Origin of the sequence: Sandarakinorhabdus sp. (assembly GCF_041689835.1) — a bacterium.
Classification (GTDB): domain Bacteria; phylum Pseudomonadota; class Alphaproteobacteria; order Sphingomonadales; family Sphingomonadaceae; genus Sandarakinorhabdus.
This window is the reverse complement of record NZ_JBDNFM010000040.1, coordinates 1-18,060: the sequence shown is the minus strand read 5'-3', so window position 1 is coordinate 18,060 and position 18,060 is coordinate 1. Positions and strand designations below refer to the sequence as shown.

General features: G+C 64.7%; 13 protein-coding genes. 7 read left to right on the top strand and 6 right to left on the bottom strand.

Translation table 11 applies throughout. The features are described from left to right. Nucleotides 1-64 precede the first annotated feature (64 nt). Nucleotides 65-691, bottom strand: coding sequence for a histidine phosphatase family protein (locus tag ACESL8_RS01910; protein WP_372915339.1), 627 nt, complete (start codon nt 689-691; stop codon nt 65-67). 99 nt (nt 692-790) lie between these two features. Between ACESL8_RS01910 and dnaN the strand changes: the two genes are divergently transcribed. Next, on the top strand, nt 791-1,912 hold the full coding sequence (dnaN, locus tag ACESL8_RS01905) for a DNA polymerase III subunit beta (RefSeq protein WP_372915337.1): 1,122 nt from the start codon (nt 791-793) through the stop codon (nt 1,910-1,912). Nucleotides 1,913-1,987: 75 nt separating this feature from the next. Here the strand turns inward: dnaN and ACESL8_RS01900 are convergent, their stop codons facing one another. From ACESL8_RS01900 to ACESL8_RS01885, 4 genes are all read right to left on the bottom strand, one after another. After that, nucleotides 1,988-2,839 (bottom strand): metallophosphoesterase, encoded by an 852-nt coding sequence (locus ACESL8_RS01900; protein WP_372915335.1) that lies wholly within the window; start codon nt 2,837-2,839, stop codon nt 1,988-1,990. 124 nt (nt 2,840-2,963) lie between these two features. Continuing rightward, nucleotides 2,964-4,949 carry a cytochrome c3 family protein gene (locus tag ACESL8_RS01895; RefSeq protein ID WP_372915333.1) on the bottom strand — a complete coding sequence of 662 codons (1,986 nt, stop codon included), beginning with the start codon at nt 4,947-4,949 and terminating at the stop codon, nt 2,964-2,966. A gap of 13 nt (nt 4,950-4,962) precedes the next feature. Continuing rightward, the gene (locus ACESL8_RS01890; RefSeq protein WP_372915331.1) at nt 4,963-5,838 is read right to left on the bottom strand and encodes a hypothetical protein; all 876 of its coding nucleotides are present in this window, start codon (nt 5,836-5,838) and stop codon (nt 4,963-4,965) included. A 44-nt stretch (nt 5,839-5,882) separates the two neighbouring features. After that, nucleotides 5,883-8,414, bottom strand: a complete 2,532-nt coding sequence (locus ACESL8_RS01885; RefSeq protein ID WP_372915329.1) for a cyclic nucleotide-binding domain-containing protein — start codon at nt 8,412-8,414, stop codon at nt 5,883-5,885. Nucleotides 8,415-8,562: 148 nt separating this feature from the next. Here ACESL8_RS01885 and ACESL8_RS01880 point away from each other — a divergent pair, with 148 nt between their 5' ends. Genes ACESL8_RS01880 through ccmI form a run of 4 tightly spaced genes read left to right on the top strand, consistent with a single transcriptional unit; the run spans nt 8,563 to nt 12,882 of the window. Beyond that, entirely contained in the window at nt 8,563-10,575 is a 2,013-nt protein-coding gene (locus tag ACESL8_RS01880; RefSeq protein WP_372915327.1) for a heme lyase CcmF/NrfE family subunit, read from the top strand. A 9-nt stretch (nt 10,576-10,584) separates the two neighbouring features. Next, nucleotides 10,585-11,127: a DsbE family thiol:disulfide interchange protein gene (locus ACESL8_RS01875; RefSeq protein ID WP_372915325.1), complete on the top strand. Its 543-nt coding sequence runs from the start codon at nt 10,585-10,587 to the stop codon at nt 11,125-11,127. After that, nucleotides 11,124-11,609: a cytochrome c-type biogenesis protein gene (locus tag ACESL8_RS01870; protein WP_372915323.1), complete on the top strand. Its 486-nt coding sequence runs from the start codon at nt 11,124-11,126 to the stop codon at nt 11,607-11,609. The genes ACESL8_RS01875 and ACESL8_RS01870 overlap by 4 nt, the downstream gene beginning before the upstream one ends. Nucleotides 11,610-11,619: 10 nt before the next feature. Next, entirely contained in the window at nt 11,620-12,882 is a 1,263-nt protein-coding gene (gene ccmI / locus ACESL8_RS01865; RefSeq protein ID WP_372915321.1) for a c-type cytochrome biogenesis protein CcmI, read from the top strand. On the opposite strand, the gene ACESL8_RS01860 is transcribed toward ccmI, so the two are convergent. Next, a complete protein-coding gene (locus ACESL8_RS01860) occupies nt 12,879-13,751 on the bottom strand; it encodes a LysR family transcriptional regulator (protein ID WP_372915318.1) in 873 nt (290 codons plus the stop codon). The genes ccmI and ACESL8_RS01860 overlap by 4 nt on opposite strands. A 110-nt stretch (nt 13,752-13,861) precedes the next feature. Between ACESL8_RS01860 and ACESL8_RS01855 the strand changes: the two genes are divergently transcribed. Together ACESL8_RS01855 and ACESL8_RS01850 are read left to right on the top strand one after the other, a co-directional pair. Next, nucleotides 13,862-15,460, top strand: a complete 1,599-nt coding sequence (locus ACESL8_RS01855; protein ID WP_372915316.1) for an NADH-quinone oxidoreductase subunit L — start codon at nt 13,862-13,864, stop codon at nt 15,458-15,460. A gap of 28 nt (nt 15,461-15,488) precedes the next feature. Further along, a partial coding sequence (locus tag ACESL8_RS01850; RefSeq protein WP_372915314.1) for a YbcC family protein occupies nt 15,489-18,060 on the top strand: 2,572 nt, incomplete at its 3' end.

The following is an 18,060-nucleotide window of genomic DNA, read 5'->3' as shown; positions in this document are numbered from 1 at the left end:
GTCAAACCAACCGGGGGCAGGGTCCGCGAGCCTGCCCGCCGAAGTCATAATTTGTTTTTGACCCTCAAGCCGCGCGCGACACCGTTGGCCCGCTGCCGATGTGTAGCGCTGTTTCCGTGCCGTTCACGATACGAAACACCGTGCCTTGCGGCGCGCGCGCGGCGACGGGGACGCCGTGCCAGTCTTCGCCGCCCACCAATATCCCGCGCAGCACGCTGGCAGTGATGCCGTGGCTGATGACGAGTGCCGGGCGGCTGTGGTCGAGGTCGGCGACCCAGTGTTTCAGGCGGTCGGCAATTTGCGGGAACCATTCGCCGCCGGGTGCCGCTTCGGTAAACAGGCCGCGATCCGCATCAATGATCGGCCGGCCCAGTTCGGCAACGATGTCGTGGTACCAGCGGCCTTCCCATTGACCGACATCGATTTCCAGCAGGCGTTCGTCCTTGCGCCAACCAAAGAAATCCAGCCCCAGATGTTCGCCGATGATGGCTGCCGTTTGCTGGGTGCGGCCGGACGGTGATACCCACAAATCGATGTCGGGTGCCTCGCCCAGCACGTTTTTCAGCGCCGCGCCCATGGCTTCGGCCTGGGCAATTCCGGCGCGGGTGAGGGGGGTGTGCGCGCCATTGCCCTGCATGCGGGCGGCGGCGTTGAACACGGTTTCGGCGTGGCGGGCGAGAATCAGATCCATGCCGCCAGCTTAAGCCGATTTCGGCGCACATCGCCACTACCACCCCGCGCCTGAATGGTTATAGTGCGGTCGTCACCCCATTTCGCCGCAAGGATCAGAATGAAGGCCACCGTCGAGCGCGCAACCCTGCTGAAGTGTCTGGGGCATATCCAGTCGGTGGTTGAACGGCGCAACACCATCCCGATCCTTTCGAACGTGCTGATCGAGGCGCGGGCCGACGGCTTGCGTTTCATGGCGACCGACCTTGATCTGCAGGTGGTTGAAAACATTGCTGCCGCGATCGATCTGAACGGTGCCACCACGGTTTCGGCGCACACGCTGTTTGATATCGTGCGCAAGCTTCCCGAAGGCAGCCAGGTTGAACTCGCCGCAGCGGGCGACCGCATGACCGTGGTTGCCGGCCGCAGCCGCTTCAGTCTGGCGACGTTGAAGCGCGACGATTTCCCGGTGATCGCCGAAACCGACTTGCCGGTGCGCTTCACCCTGTCGGCCGGTGAGCTGAAGGAATTGATCGACGCGGTGCGTTTCGCGATTTCCACCGAGGAAACGCGCTATTATCTCAACGGTATTTATCTGCATGCCACCACTGGTCCGTCGCCAAAGCTGCGCGGTGTTGCTACCGATGGCCACCGCCTCGCTCGTATCGAGCTTGATCTGCCCGAAGGTGCTGCCGACATGCCGGGCGTGATCGTGCCGCGCAAGTGCGTGAACGAAGTGCGCAAGCTGCTGGATGAAATGGCCGCCGATGCCCCGGTGGAAATCGGCCTGTCAGCGGCCAAGGTGCGGTTCCGTTTTTCGGCTGATTCAACGCTGACCAGCAAGCTGATCGACGGCACCTTCCCCGATTATACCCGTGTTATCCCGACAGCGAACGACAAGCTGCTGAAGATCGACACCAGGAGCCTGGCCGAGGGGGTTGACCGCGTGGCCGCTATTGCCACCACGGAAAAAACCCGCGCCGTCAAGCTGGCGCTGGGCCGGGACAAGGTCACACTGTCGGTCACCAGTCCGGAAAATGGCACGGCGTCGGAAGAAGTGCCGGCTGATTATGCCGCCGCCGATATCGAGGTTGGCTTCAACTATCGCTATCTGCTCGACATTTTGGGGCAGGTGAATGCCGATCTGGTGGATGTCCATTTGGCAGATGCTTCTGCGCCGACGCTGATTCGTGAAAGCGACGACGCTAAGGCGCTTTATGTTTTGATGCCCATGCGTGTGTGAAGAGCGCCCACACTATTCTGGCAATTTCCAACGATTTTGTTGTTTCGGCAGGGAGCAGGCGCGACGTAAGGCTGCTCAATGGCCCGTCCGCTCCGCCAATATGTGTCGCACGGTGGGCTGCATGCGCGCATTGTAACGCGCCAGCACCGGATGCTCGCCGCCTGACGCATAATGGGTGATCAGGTCGCGCCCGGTCCAGTAATGCAGGGCAAAGCCGGGTGGTTCGGCAATGATCATGTCGCGGCCGTCCGGATTTTCGCCGTCGATCGCGCGAAAATCGATGGCGACTTGCGGTGCCGATGATGGGCAGACCGCTAGCGTGGAACCGTGCCAGCCGGTAACGATCGCGCGGTGCAGGTGGCCGGTAACCATGCGCAGGATCTGTGGGTGCCGGCGCACCACGGCCGCGAGCCGCTGCACCCACGGCGCATCGATATCCTCGGTCATCCAGCCGTTGCCGGTTTCGATCGGCGGGTGGTGCAGCACCAAAATGGTCGGGCGGTCATCACAGGCCAGCGTTTCATCCAGCCACTGCGCCTGGTCGGCCGATAGCGCGCCGCCGTGGAGGCCTTCCTCCAGCGTGTCGAGCACGACAAAGCGCATTGGGCCGTGCGTGAAGGCATATTGCACATGGCCGGTGCCGCACACCGGAACGGCCGGAAACACGCTGCGGAAATTGGCGCGATTGTCGTGATTGCCCAACGCGAAAAACACTGGGAAGGGCAGCCGGTCGGTCACCGTCTTAAGCGTCTGGTAGGATGTGATGCTTCCATTTTCGGTAAGATCGCCAGTGGCCAGCAGCAGATCGGGCTGCGGGGTGAGGGCAAGCAGGGACTGCAACACGTCGTCGAAGCGCTTGCGGTTCATTTCTTCCGGATCATCCGGCTGGAAACCAAGGTGGATATCCGTCACCTGGGCAATCAGCATCACACGCACTCCTGCTGCCGCACCCAGTGCTGGGGCTGTCCCCCAAACGGCCGTTGCCCCAGCAGATACGGGTCCCATGGCAAGACTGATGCAGCGCGGCGCGGATGGCAAGCCGGGCTGCGCATCAGGCCGGTGTCTGCCGGCCGCGCGCGGCGGCGACGCGGGTGGGGGCGGCGACGCGGGTGGGCGTGGTGTGGCCAGGCGGCAGCGTGCCAGCGGGTCCCGCGCCCTCGTGATAGCCATGGCAGGTATCGCAGCTTGCGCCGGCCTTGGCAGTGGCGCTGAGCATGGTCTTGGCCGGGGCGCCGTGGCATTCGCGGCAACTGGCAACGCCGGGAATATTCACGTCGGTTGAGGCCTTGGATTTCATCACGCTGGTATGGCAGGCGACACAGGCGGCTTGGCCGGTCTTGCCATCATAGGATTTGTGCTTGCCGTGCGGGAAACGGCCTTGCGGCAGATAGTGATCGTTGATGCTGACCGGCGCGATGGCAAAGCGGCGGGTGATATCGCCGGCGCCGTTATCGGAAACGATGTGGCAATCGGTGCAGATGCCCTTGCCGCCCGCGCCGCCAATCGAAGTTTTGCCAGTGAAGATGCCGACCACGGCGGCCTGTGCCCTGGCGCGCGCATCGCCAACGCCGGACAGGCGCAACTGGGCCACCTCAACTTCTGCCATGCGGCCGGGCAGGCGGCGATCGAAGGCGATGCGCTGCACGTCGGTGCGCGGCGCAACGGCCTGGCTCAGGTAGAAATCGCGGATGATGCCGGCCACTTGCGCGGGCTCGCCGTGCGGCAGGGTGCGCACCGTACCGCCATCACGCGCAAACGCCAGATCATGACAGGCACCGCAATTGGCTTCCATGTCGATCGGCTTGAACCGCACCTGGCTTTCATCGGTCTTGTGGCAATAGCTGCACGGCAGCGCGCCATCGGCCGCTACCGGCAGCCGCTGTTTGAGCGCCATGTTGGCAACGGCATTGGTGGCGGATTGGTGAATGTCATGCGGATAAATCAGCCCGGATTTCTCCCGCGCGCCGGCTAGGGCGGTGCGGGTGAAGACCGGCTTGTCGGCCGAGGGCAATGACACCAGCGTGGCCCGGAAATCGGGGTGTTTCGCCCATCCCGGCACGTTGGCGACCGGACTGTCCGACAACCGCGATTTCAGGCCGCCGTGGCAATCGGTACAGAAGGATTCCGCCACCGTCATTACCGTGGCTTCACCTTCATGTTCCTTGTGGCAGCTGGTGCATCGGCCCTGCGGCAGGTTGAAGGCGCTGTGCGCGGCCGCCATCACGCCTGTTTCGGGCAGACGGCCTTTGGCCATGCGGGCCGGCGCGGCATGATCGGGCAGCGCCGAAGCCGTGTGACAAGTCTGGCAGGCGCCATCGGTGACCGACACGAACGCTTTTTGATGACAGGCACCGCAATTATTGGACAGGCTGGCGTGAGCGTTGGACAGGGCGCCGCTCGACCAGGTTTCGTCAGGCGCAAAGCCGCCCGCCGCCGCCGGCCGCGCCGTGAGCACGCTCAGCTTCCCATCGCCAAAGGCCTCGCCCGGGGTGACGGGCCGCGCTGCTTCGGCCAGCATGTCTTTGGGCAGGGTCGGCTCGCCCTCGCCGATGAAGTGAAACAACGGCACGAGCAACAACAGCACCAGCACGGCCAGCGCCCCGGCCCACGCCATGCGCCGCTTGGTGGGCATCGCGCCCGCCAGCGAGAAGATGCTGGTTTCCTGCGCTGCATCGGCGGCATCGACCGGCGGCACCACCCGTTCGGCGGTGATTGCCACCGCGCCATCGGCCCCGGGCGAAAGCGACAGGCGGAACGGCCCGATATCAACGACGGGATTGTCGGCCACGGCCAGATCGGCGCGGGTAACGAACTTGCCGCCAACCTCGATCGGCACACCGCCGGTGGCCTCCACGCTCACCTTGCCGGCGGCAATCTGCACCAGCCGCGCGTGGCGCAACATTACGGCAAGATCGGCCAGCTGGATGTCGCAATCGGTGCCGCGCCCGACCGTCAGCTCCGTCTGCACAAGCGTGCGAGTGCGGATGATGTCGCCTCCATCGGCGCGCTTGGCAACATGGCGAACAATGAAGCTCATGTCCGTTCCCCCCTCACCAGTACAGGAAAACGGAAATGATGTGGGCGAGCAGCGCTGCCAAAAGCGCGACCGTCACTGGCACATGGATATACAGCCACAATTCCAGTTGTGTTTTCATGCGGATATGGCGGCGGGCCTGGGCCAGCGCCGCCTCCTTGCGTTCCAGCAGGAACTGGATCTGCTGCAACCGCTCGTCGGCGCTGCCCGTGCGCAGGCCGGCCATTACCTTTTGGGTGATCGCCGCGACGGCGCGGGCGTTGCCATCGCCCGCGTAATTGCCGGAAAGCCGTTGGCCCACCGAGCCGGCAATCTGGCACTCCTCCAGGCTGAGCCGCACCAGCGCCGCATCATCGGCGCCAAGCGGCTGCGCTGCGGCATCAAGCTGGCGATCGAGCGTGCGGATTGCCTCCAGCATTTGCTGCTGCGTTACCTCCCCCCGGTTGGCCGACAGGCGTTCGGGCAGCGTCGCATACAGGCTGATGCCCCACAGGCCCGACACGATGACGATCATCATGAGCGCCCACGCCAAGGTATGAACGTTCCAGCCCAGCTGGAATCCGGTGTGTAGCGTGCCGACCACGATCAGCGACAGGCCCAGATAGACATGAGCGCTGGTCCAGCCCTTCAGGCTGAATGGCTTTGATCCGATTACCCGCTTGCGCACACCCAGCAGGGACAGCCAGACGATCATGCCGGCCCCGATCGTGCCCAGCGTGTAGCCCAGCCAGCTGCCGCCGTTGTGGCGGGGGATGGGATCGGTGAGCAGGTAGGCACCCAGCGCCACGAGGCTGATGGTGATGGCCACTTTGGCCCAGCGGCCGCGGCGGTGAACCAGGAAACCTTCGTGGGCAACGTCGCGCGGCGCACGGGTCACGGCCTTGCCAGACATGGCCTTGCGTACAGGCCCTGCTTTTGTCGGGGCGGTGCTTGCCATCAGCGTCCTTCCCGGTTCATCAGGGCAACGCTCAGGAATTGTTCGGGCGACACGCGGATGGCGGCGCCGGTGGGGCAGGCGCGCACGCAAGCCGGGCCGCCTTCCTGGCCCGAACACATGTCGCACTTGATCGCCTTCTTGGCCTTTTCGGCGTAGGCAGGATCGGTTTTCTTGGCCCATTTGTGGCTGGGCTCACCGGGGCCGGGGCCCCTGCCCAGCAGGAACCAGCTGAGCAGCCAGGGTTTTTTGGGCGGCACCTTGTCCATGCGAATCACGCCGTAAGGGCAGTTACGCTGGCAGTTGCCGCAGCCGATGCAACTGTCGTCGATGTACACCTCGCCGGTTGGCCCGCGGTGGATGGCGTTGGGCGGGCAGTCGGCCATGCAGTGCGGATGCTCGCAGTGGCGGCAGCTGGTTGGAACGTGCAAATGGGCATAGGTGCGCCCGGCTTCGCGATCCAGCCGTGACAGGCCGTCGTGAGTGTCGGCGCAGGCCTTTTCGCAATTGTCGCAGCCAACGCACAGCTTTTCGTCGATCAGCAGCACGTCAGTTGCTTCCCCAACCCCTTGTTCCACCAGGAAGTTGGCGATCCCGGTGTACATGTCGACGACACCGGAAAAACTGTCTTTCTTGGATTCGATGAAGTTATTGAGCTGCATGCGGCCCGCCATTTCACCGCGCAGCTTGTCGAGCAACTGCGGTTTGGCGGCCAACAACGCGCGGAAGGGTTCGCCAGCCAGCCGGATCACGTCGCTTTTTACGGCGGCGCGCACGGTGGCGCTGCGCGGGCTGCCGTCGATCACGCCCATTTCGCCGACATAACTGCCGGCGGGCACATAGGAGAGGAACACCGGTTTGCCGCCAAGGGATTTTTCCACCACCATCGAGCCGGAACGGATGATGAAGATGTCGTCGCCGGCGTCGCCTTCCTTGATCAGGACTTGGCCGGCACGCAGGGTTTCCACCTTGGCACCCGCGATCACGTCGACAAGATCGGCCGGCGCCAGCCCCGATTTGAAGATTTGCAGCAGGCTGCGCTCGGTAGAGATGCGGGTGATCTCGCGCGCCGCCGATGGCACCTGGCTCATCAGCTTCAATGCGGCGCTGCGGCTGATTTCAACCAAAACGCAATCCCGCCCGGCGCGCACGGTCGCCCCGCGCCGCCGGCCGGAAATCAGCCCGACTTCGCCAAAGATGGTGCCTGTGTCGATGGCCACGGTGATCGATGTGTCGCTGGGGTTCACCTCCACCTGAACCTGGCCATCGGCAATGCCAAACAGTGACGAACCGGGCGTGTTGCGTTCGAAGATCACCTCGCCAGCGCGGTAAAGCCTTACGCTGGAATCGAGCATGAATTCGCGCATCTGAAGGCTGCTCATGCCGTTCAGGATCGAAACGCGGCTGCGCAGATATTCCAGCCAGTCTGACACGCTGCGCTTGGTGGGTATATCCGCGAACTTGGCTTCCAGGATCGGCTCGTCTGCCGGCTTGAGATCAAGATTGCCATTGATGAACTCCACCACGTCGTGGCCCTGGTTCATGCAATGCTTGATCAGCGGATAACCGGCCAGCGCGCCGACGACATAGATGCCGGGCGCAGTGGATTCGAAGGTGGCGGAAAGCTTGGGGAAAGCCAGCCGGTCGCTGGAGGCAAATTCGATGCCGCAGCCTTCGACAAAGCCGCGCGGCGGCGCCGAACCCATGCGCGCGATCACCCGGTCACAGCGAGCCCGCACCTCGCCGTCGCGGGTATCGAGGGTCATGAAACCGGGCTCGATTTCCTTGGCGGTGGTTTCGCCCATGATGTTGATGCGCCCGGCATCGCGCGCCGCCATCAGCGCCTTGACGTTGGCATCCTTGGCGGCGGCAAAATCGGCGGTGCGGTTGACCAGCGTGACCGTGTTGTTCTGCGCCGCATCCGCACACAGGCCCAGCGCATTCTCGATCCCGGCATCGCCGCCGCCGATCACGAAGACATGCTCGTCGGTATATTCGGTGGGGTCGTCCAGCTGATATTGCACGTGCGAACTGTTGCCGCCGGCGCAACTCATCAGATTGGGATTGCCCTGAGTGCCGATCGCCATGATCACGGCATCGGCCATGATCTCTTCGCCATTCGTCAGCGTCAGCCGATAGGGCGGCGCGCGGCGTTGCAGTTCCTTTGTTTGCGTGGAACCGTCGCGGCTGCGGGTGACGATCTGCATCACCGATCCGGGAATGGGATCGCCGGTGCCGACGATGCTCTTCACTTCAGCCTTGTGCTTCACGTTCACGCTGGCGGCGTTGGTCTGCTCGCTCCAGGTGCCCAGCACGACTTCGCGCTTGCCGGCGCCGAAATCCAGCGGGGACCGCAAGATCAGCAGTGACGGCGTGGCCATCACATGCTTGCCCTTCTGGTATTTGTAGATCGTGTCCGACAGATGGTCGGTCTTTTCCAGCAAGACGTGGCTGATGCCCAGCCCTGCCGCGTGCGCCGCCGCCGACAGGCCGCCAGGCCCCGAACCCACAATCGCGATGCGATACGTCGTCACAACGGCTTTTCCCCCCGGATCAAGCCCTGTAGCAGTGCTTCAATGCCAGATAAATCCTAGCATCTTGATACGCATCGGCTAAGCAAGAATGCAATCTGGTGTGAATATTTCCCGGACCGCGGCCGCAATAGCTGGAGACGACACGCAAATGCTTGCCGAAATCGGCCACTTCGCCTTGATTCTCACCCTGCTGGTGGCCACCCTGCAGGCGGTGTTGCCGATGCTGGGAGCCGTGCGCGGCGATGCGGCGCTGATGGCGTTCGGGCGTAGCGCTGCCGGCTTGCAGGCAGTGCTTATCAGCCTGAGCTTTGCCTGCCTGATGATCCTGTTCGGGCAGGCCGATTTTTCCGTGGCGCTGGTCGCCAACCACGCAGCACTGTCGCAGCCACTGCCGTACCGGCTGGCCGCCACTTGGGGCAATCACGAAGGTTCGATGTTGCTGTGGGTGCTGGTGCTGGCCATTTATGGTGCCGGAATTGCCCGTTTTGGCAACAATCTACGCGCCACGCTGCAGGCCCGGGTGCTGAGCGTGCAGGCAATGATTTCGGTCGCCTTCCTCGCTTTCGCGCTGTTCACGTCCAACCCGTTCGCGCGGTTATTCCCGGTGCCCCTCGACGGGGCGGAACTCAATCCGCTGCTGCAGGATCCCGGTCTCGTCTTCCACCCGCCGCTGCTTTATCTTGGCTATGTCGGCTTTTCCGTCACCTTCAGTTTTGCCGTTGCTGCCCTGCTCGAAGGCCGCGCCGATCCGGCGTGGGCGCGCTGGATGCGGCCATGGGTGCTGGCGGCGTGGGTGCCGCTAACCCTTGGCATCACGCTGGGCAGTTTCTGGGCCTATTATGAACTGGGCTGGGGCGGCTGGTGGTTCTGGGATCCGGTGGAAAACGCCAGCTTCATGCCGTGGCTCCTGGGCACGGCGCTGCTGCATTCGGCCATCGTCACTGAAAAGCGCGGCAGTCTGGCAGGCTGGACCATCCTGCTCGCCATCCTCGCATTTTCGCTGTCGCTCATCGGCACGTTTCTGGTGCGATCGGGCATCCTCACTTCGGTACACGCCTTCGCGGTTGATCCGGAACGCGGCGTATTCATCCTCGCCATGATCATCGGTGCCACCGGTACGGCGCTGGTGCTGTTTGCGGCGCGGGCGCCGATGCTGAAATCGGGCGCAATGTTCGGCAGTGTCAGCCGCGAATCCGGCCTGACAATGAACAACCTGCTGCTGATGGCGCTCACCGCCGTGGTGTTTCTGGGCACCTTCTTTCCGGTCATCATGGAAGCGGTGTCGCCCTCCAACAAGATTTCGGTAGGCCCGCCGTATTATAACCTCGTCTTCGTGCCGCTGGTGACGCCGCTGCTGCTGCTTGTCACTGTGGGGCCGATGCTGGCCTGGAAGCGCGACGATCTGGCTGCGCTGGGCCAGAAAATTCTTCTTCCGCTGGTGATTGTGGGGGCGTTGCTGGCGGGACTTTCGTTGTGGTTGGGGCTGGCGCAGGTTTCGGCCGCGCTGGGCCTGGCGCTGGGCGGCTGGCTCGTGCTGGGCGCGGCACTGGTGCTGGTGCGGCGCTGGCGGGGCGCTGGCGGTTTTTCGTGGCGTCTGGTGCGCACCACACCAGCGGCCACCATCGGGCTGGTACTGGCCCATGCCGGGCTCGGCTTCACCACTGCCGGCATCGCGGCGATGACCAGCTTTGCCGCTGAAAAAATTCTCGTCATGCGCCCTGGCGAAACGGCGCAGGCCGGCCCGGTGAGCGTGACGATGCAAGGCGCCGAAGAGGTGGACGGCGCCAATTATCGTGCCCTGCGCGCCCGCTTCGCCGTGCGCCAGAACGGCAGCGAACGCGTGCTGGTGTCGGAACGCCGGTTTTATACCGTGTCGCGCAACCAGACGACCGAAGCCGGTATCGGCGTGTCGGTGCTGGGCAATCAATATATCGCCATCGGCGATACGCAGGCCGATGCACGGGGGCCGAAGGGAACCATGGGGCTTGTTGTGCGCATCTACTGGCACCCGCTGGTGGGGTGGATCTGGTTTGGCGGCCTGCTGATGGCGATGGGCGGCTGCGCCAGCCTTGCTGATCGGCGTTTCCGTATCGGGGCGCCGCAAGTTCGCCAATCGCCTGGTGCGGGGCCTCTTGCGCCCAATCTGGTTCCGGCGGAATAAGCGCGGGTCATGAAGCGCCTGTTTTTTATCCTGCCCGTAATCGCATTTGCCGGCCTTGCTGCGTTCCTCGGCTTTGGCTTGACCCAGGATCCCAAGGAACTGCCCAGCCAGTTGATCGACCGGCCCTTGCCCGAATTTTCCCTGCCCGGCATCGCCGACGAACCGGGCGGCGGCCCGGGTTTGGTCAGCGCCAGTTTCAGGGGCGAGCCGCGCCTGCTCAACGTGTGGGCAAGCTGGTGCGCGGCCTGCCCGCAGGAACACCCGGTGCTGGAACGCATCGCTGCCGAAGGCTTCCCGGTCTATGGCATCGCCTGGAAAGACAAGCCCGAAGACAGCCGCGCCTTTCTGGCTCGGTACGGCAACCCTTATTCCGGCATGGGCGCCGATTTCCCCGGCCGCACTGCCATCGATCTGGGTGTCACCGGCGCGCCGGAAACCTTTGTGGTCGACAAGAAAGGCCGCGTGCGTTTCAAGCAGGTCGGACCGATCAGCCCGGAAATTTGGGAATCCCAAATCAAGCCGATGATGCTGCAATTGCAGGCTGAAGCATGAAGCGCATCGCTTTTGCGTTGGCACTTGCACTCGCCGCCCCGGCTGCAGTGATCTTGCCGGCTGGCCCGGCTGCCGCTGTGCTGCCCGATGAGATGCTGCCCGATGCAGCGCAGGAAGCCCGCGCCCGCGCCCTTTCCAAGAATTTGCGCTGCGTTGTCTGCCAGAATCAGTCCATCGACGACAGCGACGCGCCGCTGGCCCGCGATCTGCGCGTGCTGGTGCGCGAGCAGATCGCCAAAGGCAGAAGCGACAACGAAGTGCGCGACTATGTCGTTGAGCGTTATGGCAATTTCGTTCTGCTGAAGCCGCCGTTCGAAGGCGACACGCTGCTGCTGTGGGCGGGGCCGTTTGCAGTTCTGCTGTTGGGCGGAGCCGGCCTGATCGTCAAGCTCCGCCGTCGTCCCGTGATGACCCCTGATGCTGCCCCCTTGAGTGAGGCCGAGCGCGCCGAGCTTGATCGGCTGGCCGGCCCTTCCAGCTGAGATTTCCAACATGACGCTCTGGATTATCCTTACCGCGCTGACCGCGCTGGCCGCGGCCTGGCTTACCATCCCGCTGGTGCGCCGCCACGAAGCTCGGGTGGACGCGCGTGCCGCCACCATCGCGGTGCTCAAAGACCAGCTCGCCGATGTCGATGTGCAAGTGGCCGCTGGCAGCGTCCAGCCCGGCGAAGCCGAGGGACTGCGCAACGAGATCCGCCGCCGCCTGCTCGCCGCTGGCCATATCCCGACCGAACTGAACCGTAGTCTGGGCCAAGGCGCGCTTTCTGGCCTGGCGCTGGGCCTTGCCGCCATGGTCGCTGTGGCCGGCGCTGCGATGTATGCCAGCATGGGCCAGCCTGAACTGGGCGGCAGCAACGCGACCAGTGCCGCCGCCAGCACCGTTGCGCCCGCCGCCGCACCCCCGTCGGCACAAGGGGCCGCCGCGCAGGGTGAAGTTGCCCAGCTGGTCGCCGGCCTTGAACAGAAGATGCAGGCCACGCCAAACGATCCGGAAGGCTGGCGCATGTTGGGCTGGAGCTATTTCCAGACGGCCCGTTATGCCGATGCCGCCAAGGCCTATGAACGCGCCATTGCATTGAAACCCGGCGGCGAAGGCTATCAATCGGCATATGGTGAAGCGCTTGTGCAGGAGGCTGGTGGCCAAGTGACGCCGGCTGCTGCCGCCGCATTCGAAAAGGCTGCCGCGCAGGACGGGGCTGATGCCCGCGCGCGTTATTTCCTCGCCGTGCGCAAGGCCGAATCGGGTGATCGCAAGAACGCCGTGGAAGACATGCTGAGGCTGTTGGCAGATTCGCCTGCCGACGCACCATGGCTGTCGCAATTGCGCGGTGTCATCCAGCAGACGGCCCAGGCAGCAGGCATCGATATCGCCGCGCGGCTGGTCGCTACCAAGCCCGTTGGCAATGCCGCCGTGCCCGGCCTGCCGCCGCAAGTCGCTGCTGCTGCTGCCGCCAATGCCGCTGCCCCCGCAGGCGTGATGCCCAGCCCCAGCCGCGATCAGGTGAAGGCCGCGCAGGCGATGAAGCCCGGCGACCGGCAAGCGATGATCCGCGGCATGGTCGACGGCCTCGCCCAAAAGCTGAAGGCCAATCCCAATGACGAAGCTGGCTGGCTGCGGCTGATGCGTGCCCGCCAAGTGCTGGGGGAGGTGCCTGCGGCCAGGACAGCCCGCGATCAGGCGCTGGCCGCGTTTGCCGGCGATGTCGACGCGCAGGGCCGGATCAGGGCGGCGGGAGCCGAGATGGGGCTTTAGCCCTCAAGCAGTTCGGCCAGCAGCGGATTGGGAAAGCGCCGCCGCTGGGTGATGGCGTGAAATTCCTCCGTGAGGCCGGGGATGGTGAAGACCTCCACCAGCGTGCCGGCGGCGAGTTCGTCCTTCACGACAATCGGCGGCACCAGCGTCAGCGCCCGCGACGAGCGAGCCAGCAGGCGGAGCATGGCCATGTCGTCTACCTCGGCCAGGATGATCGGCTGGATGCCGGCTGCATCGAGTAGCTGGTCGAACCCGGTGCGAATATCGAGACCCCTCGCCGGCAGCAGCACGGGCAGCGCGGCGAGATCAAGCGGGAAGTTCAGCGGGCGATCGATGAGGCCGGGCGGGCCGACGAGGCCCACGGGCTGCTGGGCGATACGGCGGCTGATGATGTCAGGCGCCACCACACCGCGCGGCGGCTGGTTGGCGAGCACAACGTCCAGTTCATGCGCTTCCAGTTGCGCCAGCAGATCCTTCAGTGTGCCGGAAACCATCACCAGTTCGACATCGCGGCGGTCGATCAGCGGCGCGATGAACTCGGCCTGGAAATTGCGCGACAGCGTCGGCAGCGCGCCGATGCGCAGCACTTGCTGATCCAGCCGCACGCGCCCGGCGAGCGTCTGTTGCAGCGCGTCGCCCGCCGCGAACACCGTATCGGCATAATCCAGCGCGATCTTTCCAGCCTCGGTCAGGGCCATGCGGCGGTGACTGCGTTCGAACAGGTCGTGGCCAAGCGACCCCTCCAGCGCCTTCAGCTGCACCGACAGCGCCGATTGCGACAGATTGAGCTGCACGGCGGCGCGCGTCAGGCTGCCAGCGTGGGCGACAGCATGGAAATAGCGCAAGTGGTTGTAATTGAGGGCCGCCATGAAAACGCTTTCATAAAACAGAACAAATATTATCAATATATATATTTTACGCATATGTCATCATCGCATACCTGACAGGTAGTTCAGCCCTTCCCGTTGGAGCGACATTGATGACGACGACGACCCTCTTGTTATGGCTGGTGCTGGCCGGGCCGGCGGCGCTGCTAGCGCTGGCGGCGCTGCCCGCCACCGATCCCAAGCGGCTGGCCGGCCTCGCTCGCGGCGGCGCCCTGATCAGCTTGTGCAGCGCGGCCATCGCCGCACTGCTGGTGGCGCTGGGCGGCCCGCTGGCCACCCCGGCGCTGCCCGGCATCGGCATATTGTTCGACGCGCTCACGGCGGTGATGTTCCTGCTTGTCAGCTTCGTCGGCAGCATCGTCGTGCTGTTTTCGCGCAACTACCTTGCTGGCGATCCCGGCCATTCCCGTTTCACCCGGTTGCTGTCGGGTACCCTGGCCAGCGTGCTGCTGCTGATCCTGTCTGGCAACATGGCGATGTTCCTCGCCGCCTGGGTGGCCACCTCCATCGGCCTTGGCCAATTGCTGGTTTTTTACAGCGACCGGCCGGCGGCGATATTGGCAGCACGCAAGAAATTCATCGCCAGCCGCTTGGGTGATCTGTGTCTTGCAGTTGCCATCGCCCTGCTGTGGCAGGCGACCGGCACGCTGGAATTCACCGGCCTGTTTGCGGCGCTGAAGGGCGTTGCCGCCGCCGGAGAAACCCCGGCCAGCCTCAGCATCGCAGCCGTGTTGATCGCCGCCGCGGCGCTGCTGAAATCGGCTCAGTTTCCGCTCCATGGGTGGCTCACCGAAGTGATGGAAACCCCCACCCCGGTTTCGGCGCTTCTGCATGCCGGCATCATCAACGCCGGCGGATTTCTGGCGCTGCGCTTCTCGCCGCTGCTGCAACTCTCCACCCCTTCGATGGATCTGTTGCTGGTGGTGGGCGGTTTCACGGCGCTGTTTGCCAGCGTGGTGATGCTTACCCAGAATGCCATAAAGGTGGCGCTGGCCTGGTCCACCATCGCGCAGATGGGCTTCATGTTGCTGCAATGCGGGCTGGGCGCGTGGCCTGCGGCGCTGCTGCACATCGTGGCCCACTCGCTCTACAAGGCACATGCCTTCCTGTCGTCGGGCAGCGTGGTCGATATTGCCCGGGCCAGCTGGTCGCCCAGCCCGGGCGGCGCGCCGCACCCGGCCCGGCTCGGCCTCGCCGTGGTCGGCGTGCTGGCAGGCGTTGCCATCGTCGGCTCGCTGTCGGGCTTCGATCTCGGCCGTGAACCCGGCCTGTTCGCGCTGGGTGCCATCCTGCTCATGGGCCTCACCCATTATATCGCCCAGTCGATCGACACACGCCCCACCGGGTTCGTCATCGCGCGCACGGTGATGGGCGCGGCAGTGGTGGCCGGCCTGTGGTTTGCAGTGCAGGCGGGCATGGCGGCCGTGATGGCCGGCACCCTGCCCCAAGGCGCCTACCGCACCGATGCGGCGGCGTTGGCGGCGATCGCGGTGGTGGTGGCAAGCTTTGCCGTCCTCACCGTCTTCCAGGCCAGTTTCATCACCGCCAAGCCCGCCAAGGATGGTGTTGCTGCCACGCCGGAATGGGCGCGGGCCTTTTACGTCCACGCTCACAACGGCCTTTATGTGAATGCGCTGGCCAATCGGCTGGTGCTGCGCCTGTGGCCCACCGGCCTGCCAACGCGCCGCTGAACCCCTCCCTTCCGCGAAAGGTTTTGCCATGAGCACCGACACCCTCGACGCGTCTGCATCCACCGCCGCCCCGGCCCCCAGCGCGCTGGATACCGCCATCGCGATTGCCTGCCAGCGCATCGCGCCGCTGTGGCCGCTCAAGCATTTTGTTGCCGTGAATCCGTTCCTCGGCTTCAGCGGGCAAAGCTTTGCCGCCACCACTGCCACCCTGCGCCGCGTCGCCAAGGTGGACATGCTGATGCCGCGCGATTTTTATCGCCGCGCACTTGCCGACGGCATCATCAGTGATGCCCACATTGCCGCTGCGCTGGCGCGTGCGCCGGGCAGCGCCGCCGTCCCGGCAGACGTTGCCCTGGCCAAGACGGCGCTGGCACGCGATCCGGCGGAACGCGCCAGGAATCAGGTTTCGGGGCCCGGTGTGGTCGCCACCATCGCCGAAGTCCTCGATCGGCTGTCGGCCGGTGACCGGCAGGCCAGCCGTACCGCATTCATGGTCGATGAAATCTCGCGTTGGTGCGCGGCCTATTTCGATGAAGGCCAGGCCAGCTGGCAGATGCCGGTGCGGCACATGTCGCCTTGGGCGGCCTGGCGCGAATCGATGCGCCATGATCGCGGCGCCGAAGCGCTGGGTGTGAAGAGCTTCCGCAGCATCGTTGCCGATCTTCCGGCAGATCCGGTGGAGGCAATCGGCCTGATCGTCGAAGCCATCGGCATTCCGCAGCGCGCAACGGCCGATTACCTGCACCGCGCCCTGTTCGATATCGGCGGCTGGGCGGCCTATGTGCGCTATCTGGTGTGGGACAACGGGCTTTATGGCCGGGCCGACAACCGCCTCATCGAGCTGCTCGCCATCCGCATGGCGTGGGGATATGCGCTGTTTCGCCAGCGCTCCGATGCGCAATTCCAAGCCGCCTGGGCCGCCGAAATGCGCCAGGCTGCGCAGTTGCCGGACGATTCCGGCTTTTCGGCGGATCCGGAACTGGCGGTGGAACTGCTGTTCCAGGATGCCTATGAAATCGCCTGGCAGCGCCAGCTGCTGGCCAAGCTGGCCCGCGAAGATGTCACCCCGCAGCCGTTCGCGCTGCCGCGCAGCCAGTCGGATGGTTTTGGGGGCCGTAAACCGTTGCAGGCGGCGTTCTGCATCGACGTGCGTTCCGAAGTCTATCGCCGCGCGCTGGAACAGGTTGCACCGGGGGCGGAGACCATCGGTTTTGCCGGCTTCTTTGGCTATCCGATCGAATATATCCCCATCGGCCGTGAAACCGGCGGCGCCCATTGCCCGGTGCTGCTCACCCCGGCATTCACCATCAGCGAAGTGGTGAACGGCGCCTCGGCAGACGAGGAAATCGAAGTGCTTGGCCTGCGCCTGCTGCGCCGCCGCGCTGCCAAGGCGTGGAAAAGCTTCAAGCAATCGGCCGTCTCCAGCTTTACGTATGTCGAAGCCATGGGGCTCGCGTTCGCGCCCAAGCTGGTGGGCGACGCGCTGGGCCTCACCCGTACCGTGTCTGATCCCAATACCGACGGGTTTGACGCCCGCATGATCGGCAAGCTCGGCCCGCGGCTGGAACCGCGCGTGGTGGGCGGCCGCATGACCGGGCTGACGGCGCAGCAGCGGCTGAATCAGGCCGAAGCCGTGCTGCGCGGCATGAGCCTGACCAAGGACTTCGCCCGGCTGGTTTTGCTTGCCGGCCATGGCAGCACCACCGCCAACAATCCGCACGCCTCCGGCCTTGATTGCGGGGCGTGCGGCGGCCACACCGGCGAAGCCAGCGCCCGCATCGCGGCCGACATCCTGAACGATCCGGCCGTGCGCATCGGCCTGCGCGGACGCGGCATCGCCATCCCCGATGATATCTGGTTTCTTGGCGCCCTGCACGACACCACCACCGATCAGATCAGCATTTTCGACCGCGACCGCGTGCCGGCGGCGCTGCGCAGCGCACTGGCCGAACTCGATGGTTGGCTGGGCCGCGCCTCGACGCTGGTCCGGCGCGAACGCTCGCGCTTTCTGGCGCTCGATGCGCCCACTGGCGATATCGATGCGCAGGTCCTGCGCCGCAGCCGCGATTGGGCCCAGGTGCGCCCCGAATGGGGCCTTGCGGGCAACGCTGCCTTCATTGCCGCCCCGCGAACCCGCACCCTGGGCATTGATCTGGGCGGCCGCAGCTTCCTGCACAATTATGATTGGCGCCAGGATGATGGCTTTGGCGTGCTGACGCTGATCATGACAGCGCCGATGGTCGTCGCTTCGTGGATTAACCTGCAATATTATGGTTCCGCCGTGAACAACCGCGTGTGGGGTGCCGGCAACAAGGTGCTGCACAATGTGGTGGGCACTTTGGGCGTGCTGGAAGGCAATGGCGGCGACCTGAGGACCGGCCTCTCGTGGCAATCGGTGCACGATGGTGAAAAACTGATGCACGAACCGCTGCGCCTCAATGTGGTCATCGAGGCGCCGCTGGCAGCGATCAACGACATCATCATGGCTCACACGATGGTGAAGGAACTGGTGGACAACCAGTGGATCCACCTGTGGGCCATCGACACCGCAGGCCGCGTCGCTCACCGCTATGCCCAGAACGGCGAATGGACGCCGGTGG

What these genes read in the sequence shown, in the direction of transcription:
- ACESL8_RS01870 (WP_372915323.1), top strand. Translation starts at nt 11,124, where the DNA reads ATGAAGCGCATCGCTTTTGCGTTGGCACTTGCACTCGCCGCCCCGGCT.
- ACESL8_RS01895 (WP_372915333.1), bottom strand. Translation starts at nt 4,949, where the DNA reads ATGAGCTTCATTGTTCGCCATGTTGCCAAGCGCGCCGATGGAGGCGAC.
- ccmI (WP_372915321.1), top strand. Translation starts at nt 11,620, where the DNA reads ATGACGCTCTGGATTATCCTTACCGCGCTGACCGCGCTGGCCGCGGCC.
- ACESL8_RS01880 (WP_372915327.1), top strand. Translation starts at nt 8,563, where the DNA reads ATGCTTGCCGAAATCGGCCACTTCGCCTTGATTCTCACCCTGCTGGTG.
- ACESL8_RS01910 (WP_372915339.1), bottom strand. Translation starts at nt 691, where the DNA reads ATGGATCTGATTCTCGCCCGCCACGCCGAAACCGTGTTCAACGCCGCC.
- ACESL8_RS01900 (WP_372915335.1), bottom strand. Translation starts at nt 2,839, where the DNA reads ATGCTGATTGCCCAGGTGACGGATATCCACCTTGGTTTCCAGCCGGAT.
- ACESL8_RS01875 (WP_372915325.1), top strand. Translation starts at nt 10,585, where the DNA reads ATGAAGCGCCTGTTTTTTATCCTGCCCGTAATCGCATTTGCCGGCCTT.
- ACESL8_RS01890 (WP_372915331.1), bottom strand. Translation starts at nt 5,838, where the DNA reads ATGTCTGGCAAGGCCGTGACCCGTGCGCCGCGCGACGTTGCCCACGAA.
- dnaN (WP_372915337.1), top strand. Translation starts at nt 791, where the DNA reads ATGAAGGCCACCGTCGAGCGCGCAACCCTGCTGAAGTGTCTGGGGCAT.
- ACESL8_RS01860 (WP_372915318.1), bottom strand. Translation starts at nt 13,751, where the DNA reads ATGGCGGCCCTCAATTACAACCACTTGCGCTATTTCCATGCTGTCGCC.
- ACESL8_RS01855 (WP_372915316.1), top strand. Translation starts at nt 13,862, where the DNA reads ATGACGACGACGACCCTCTTGTTATGGCTGGTGCTGGCCGGGCCGGCG.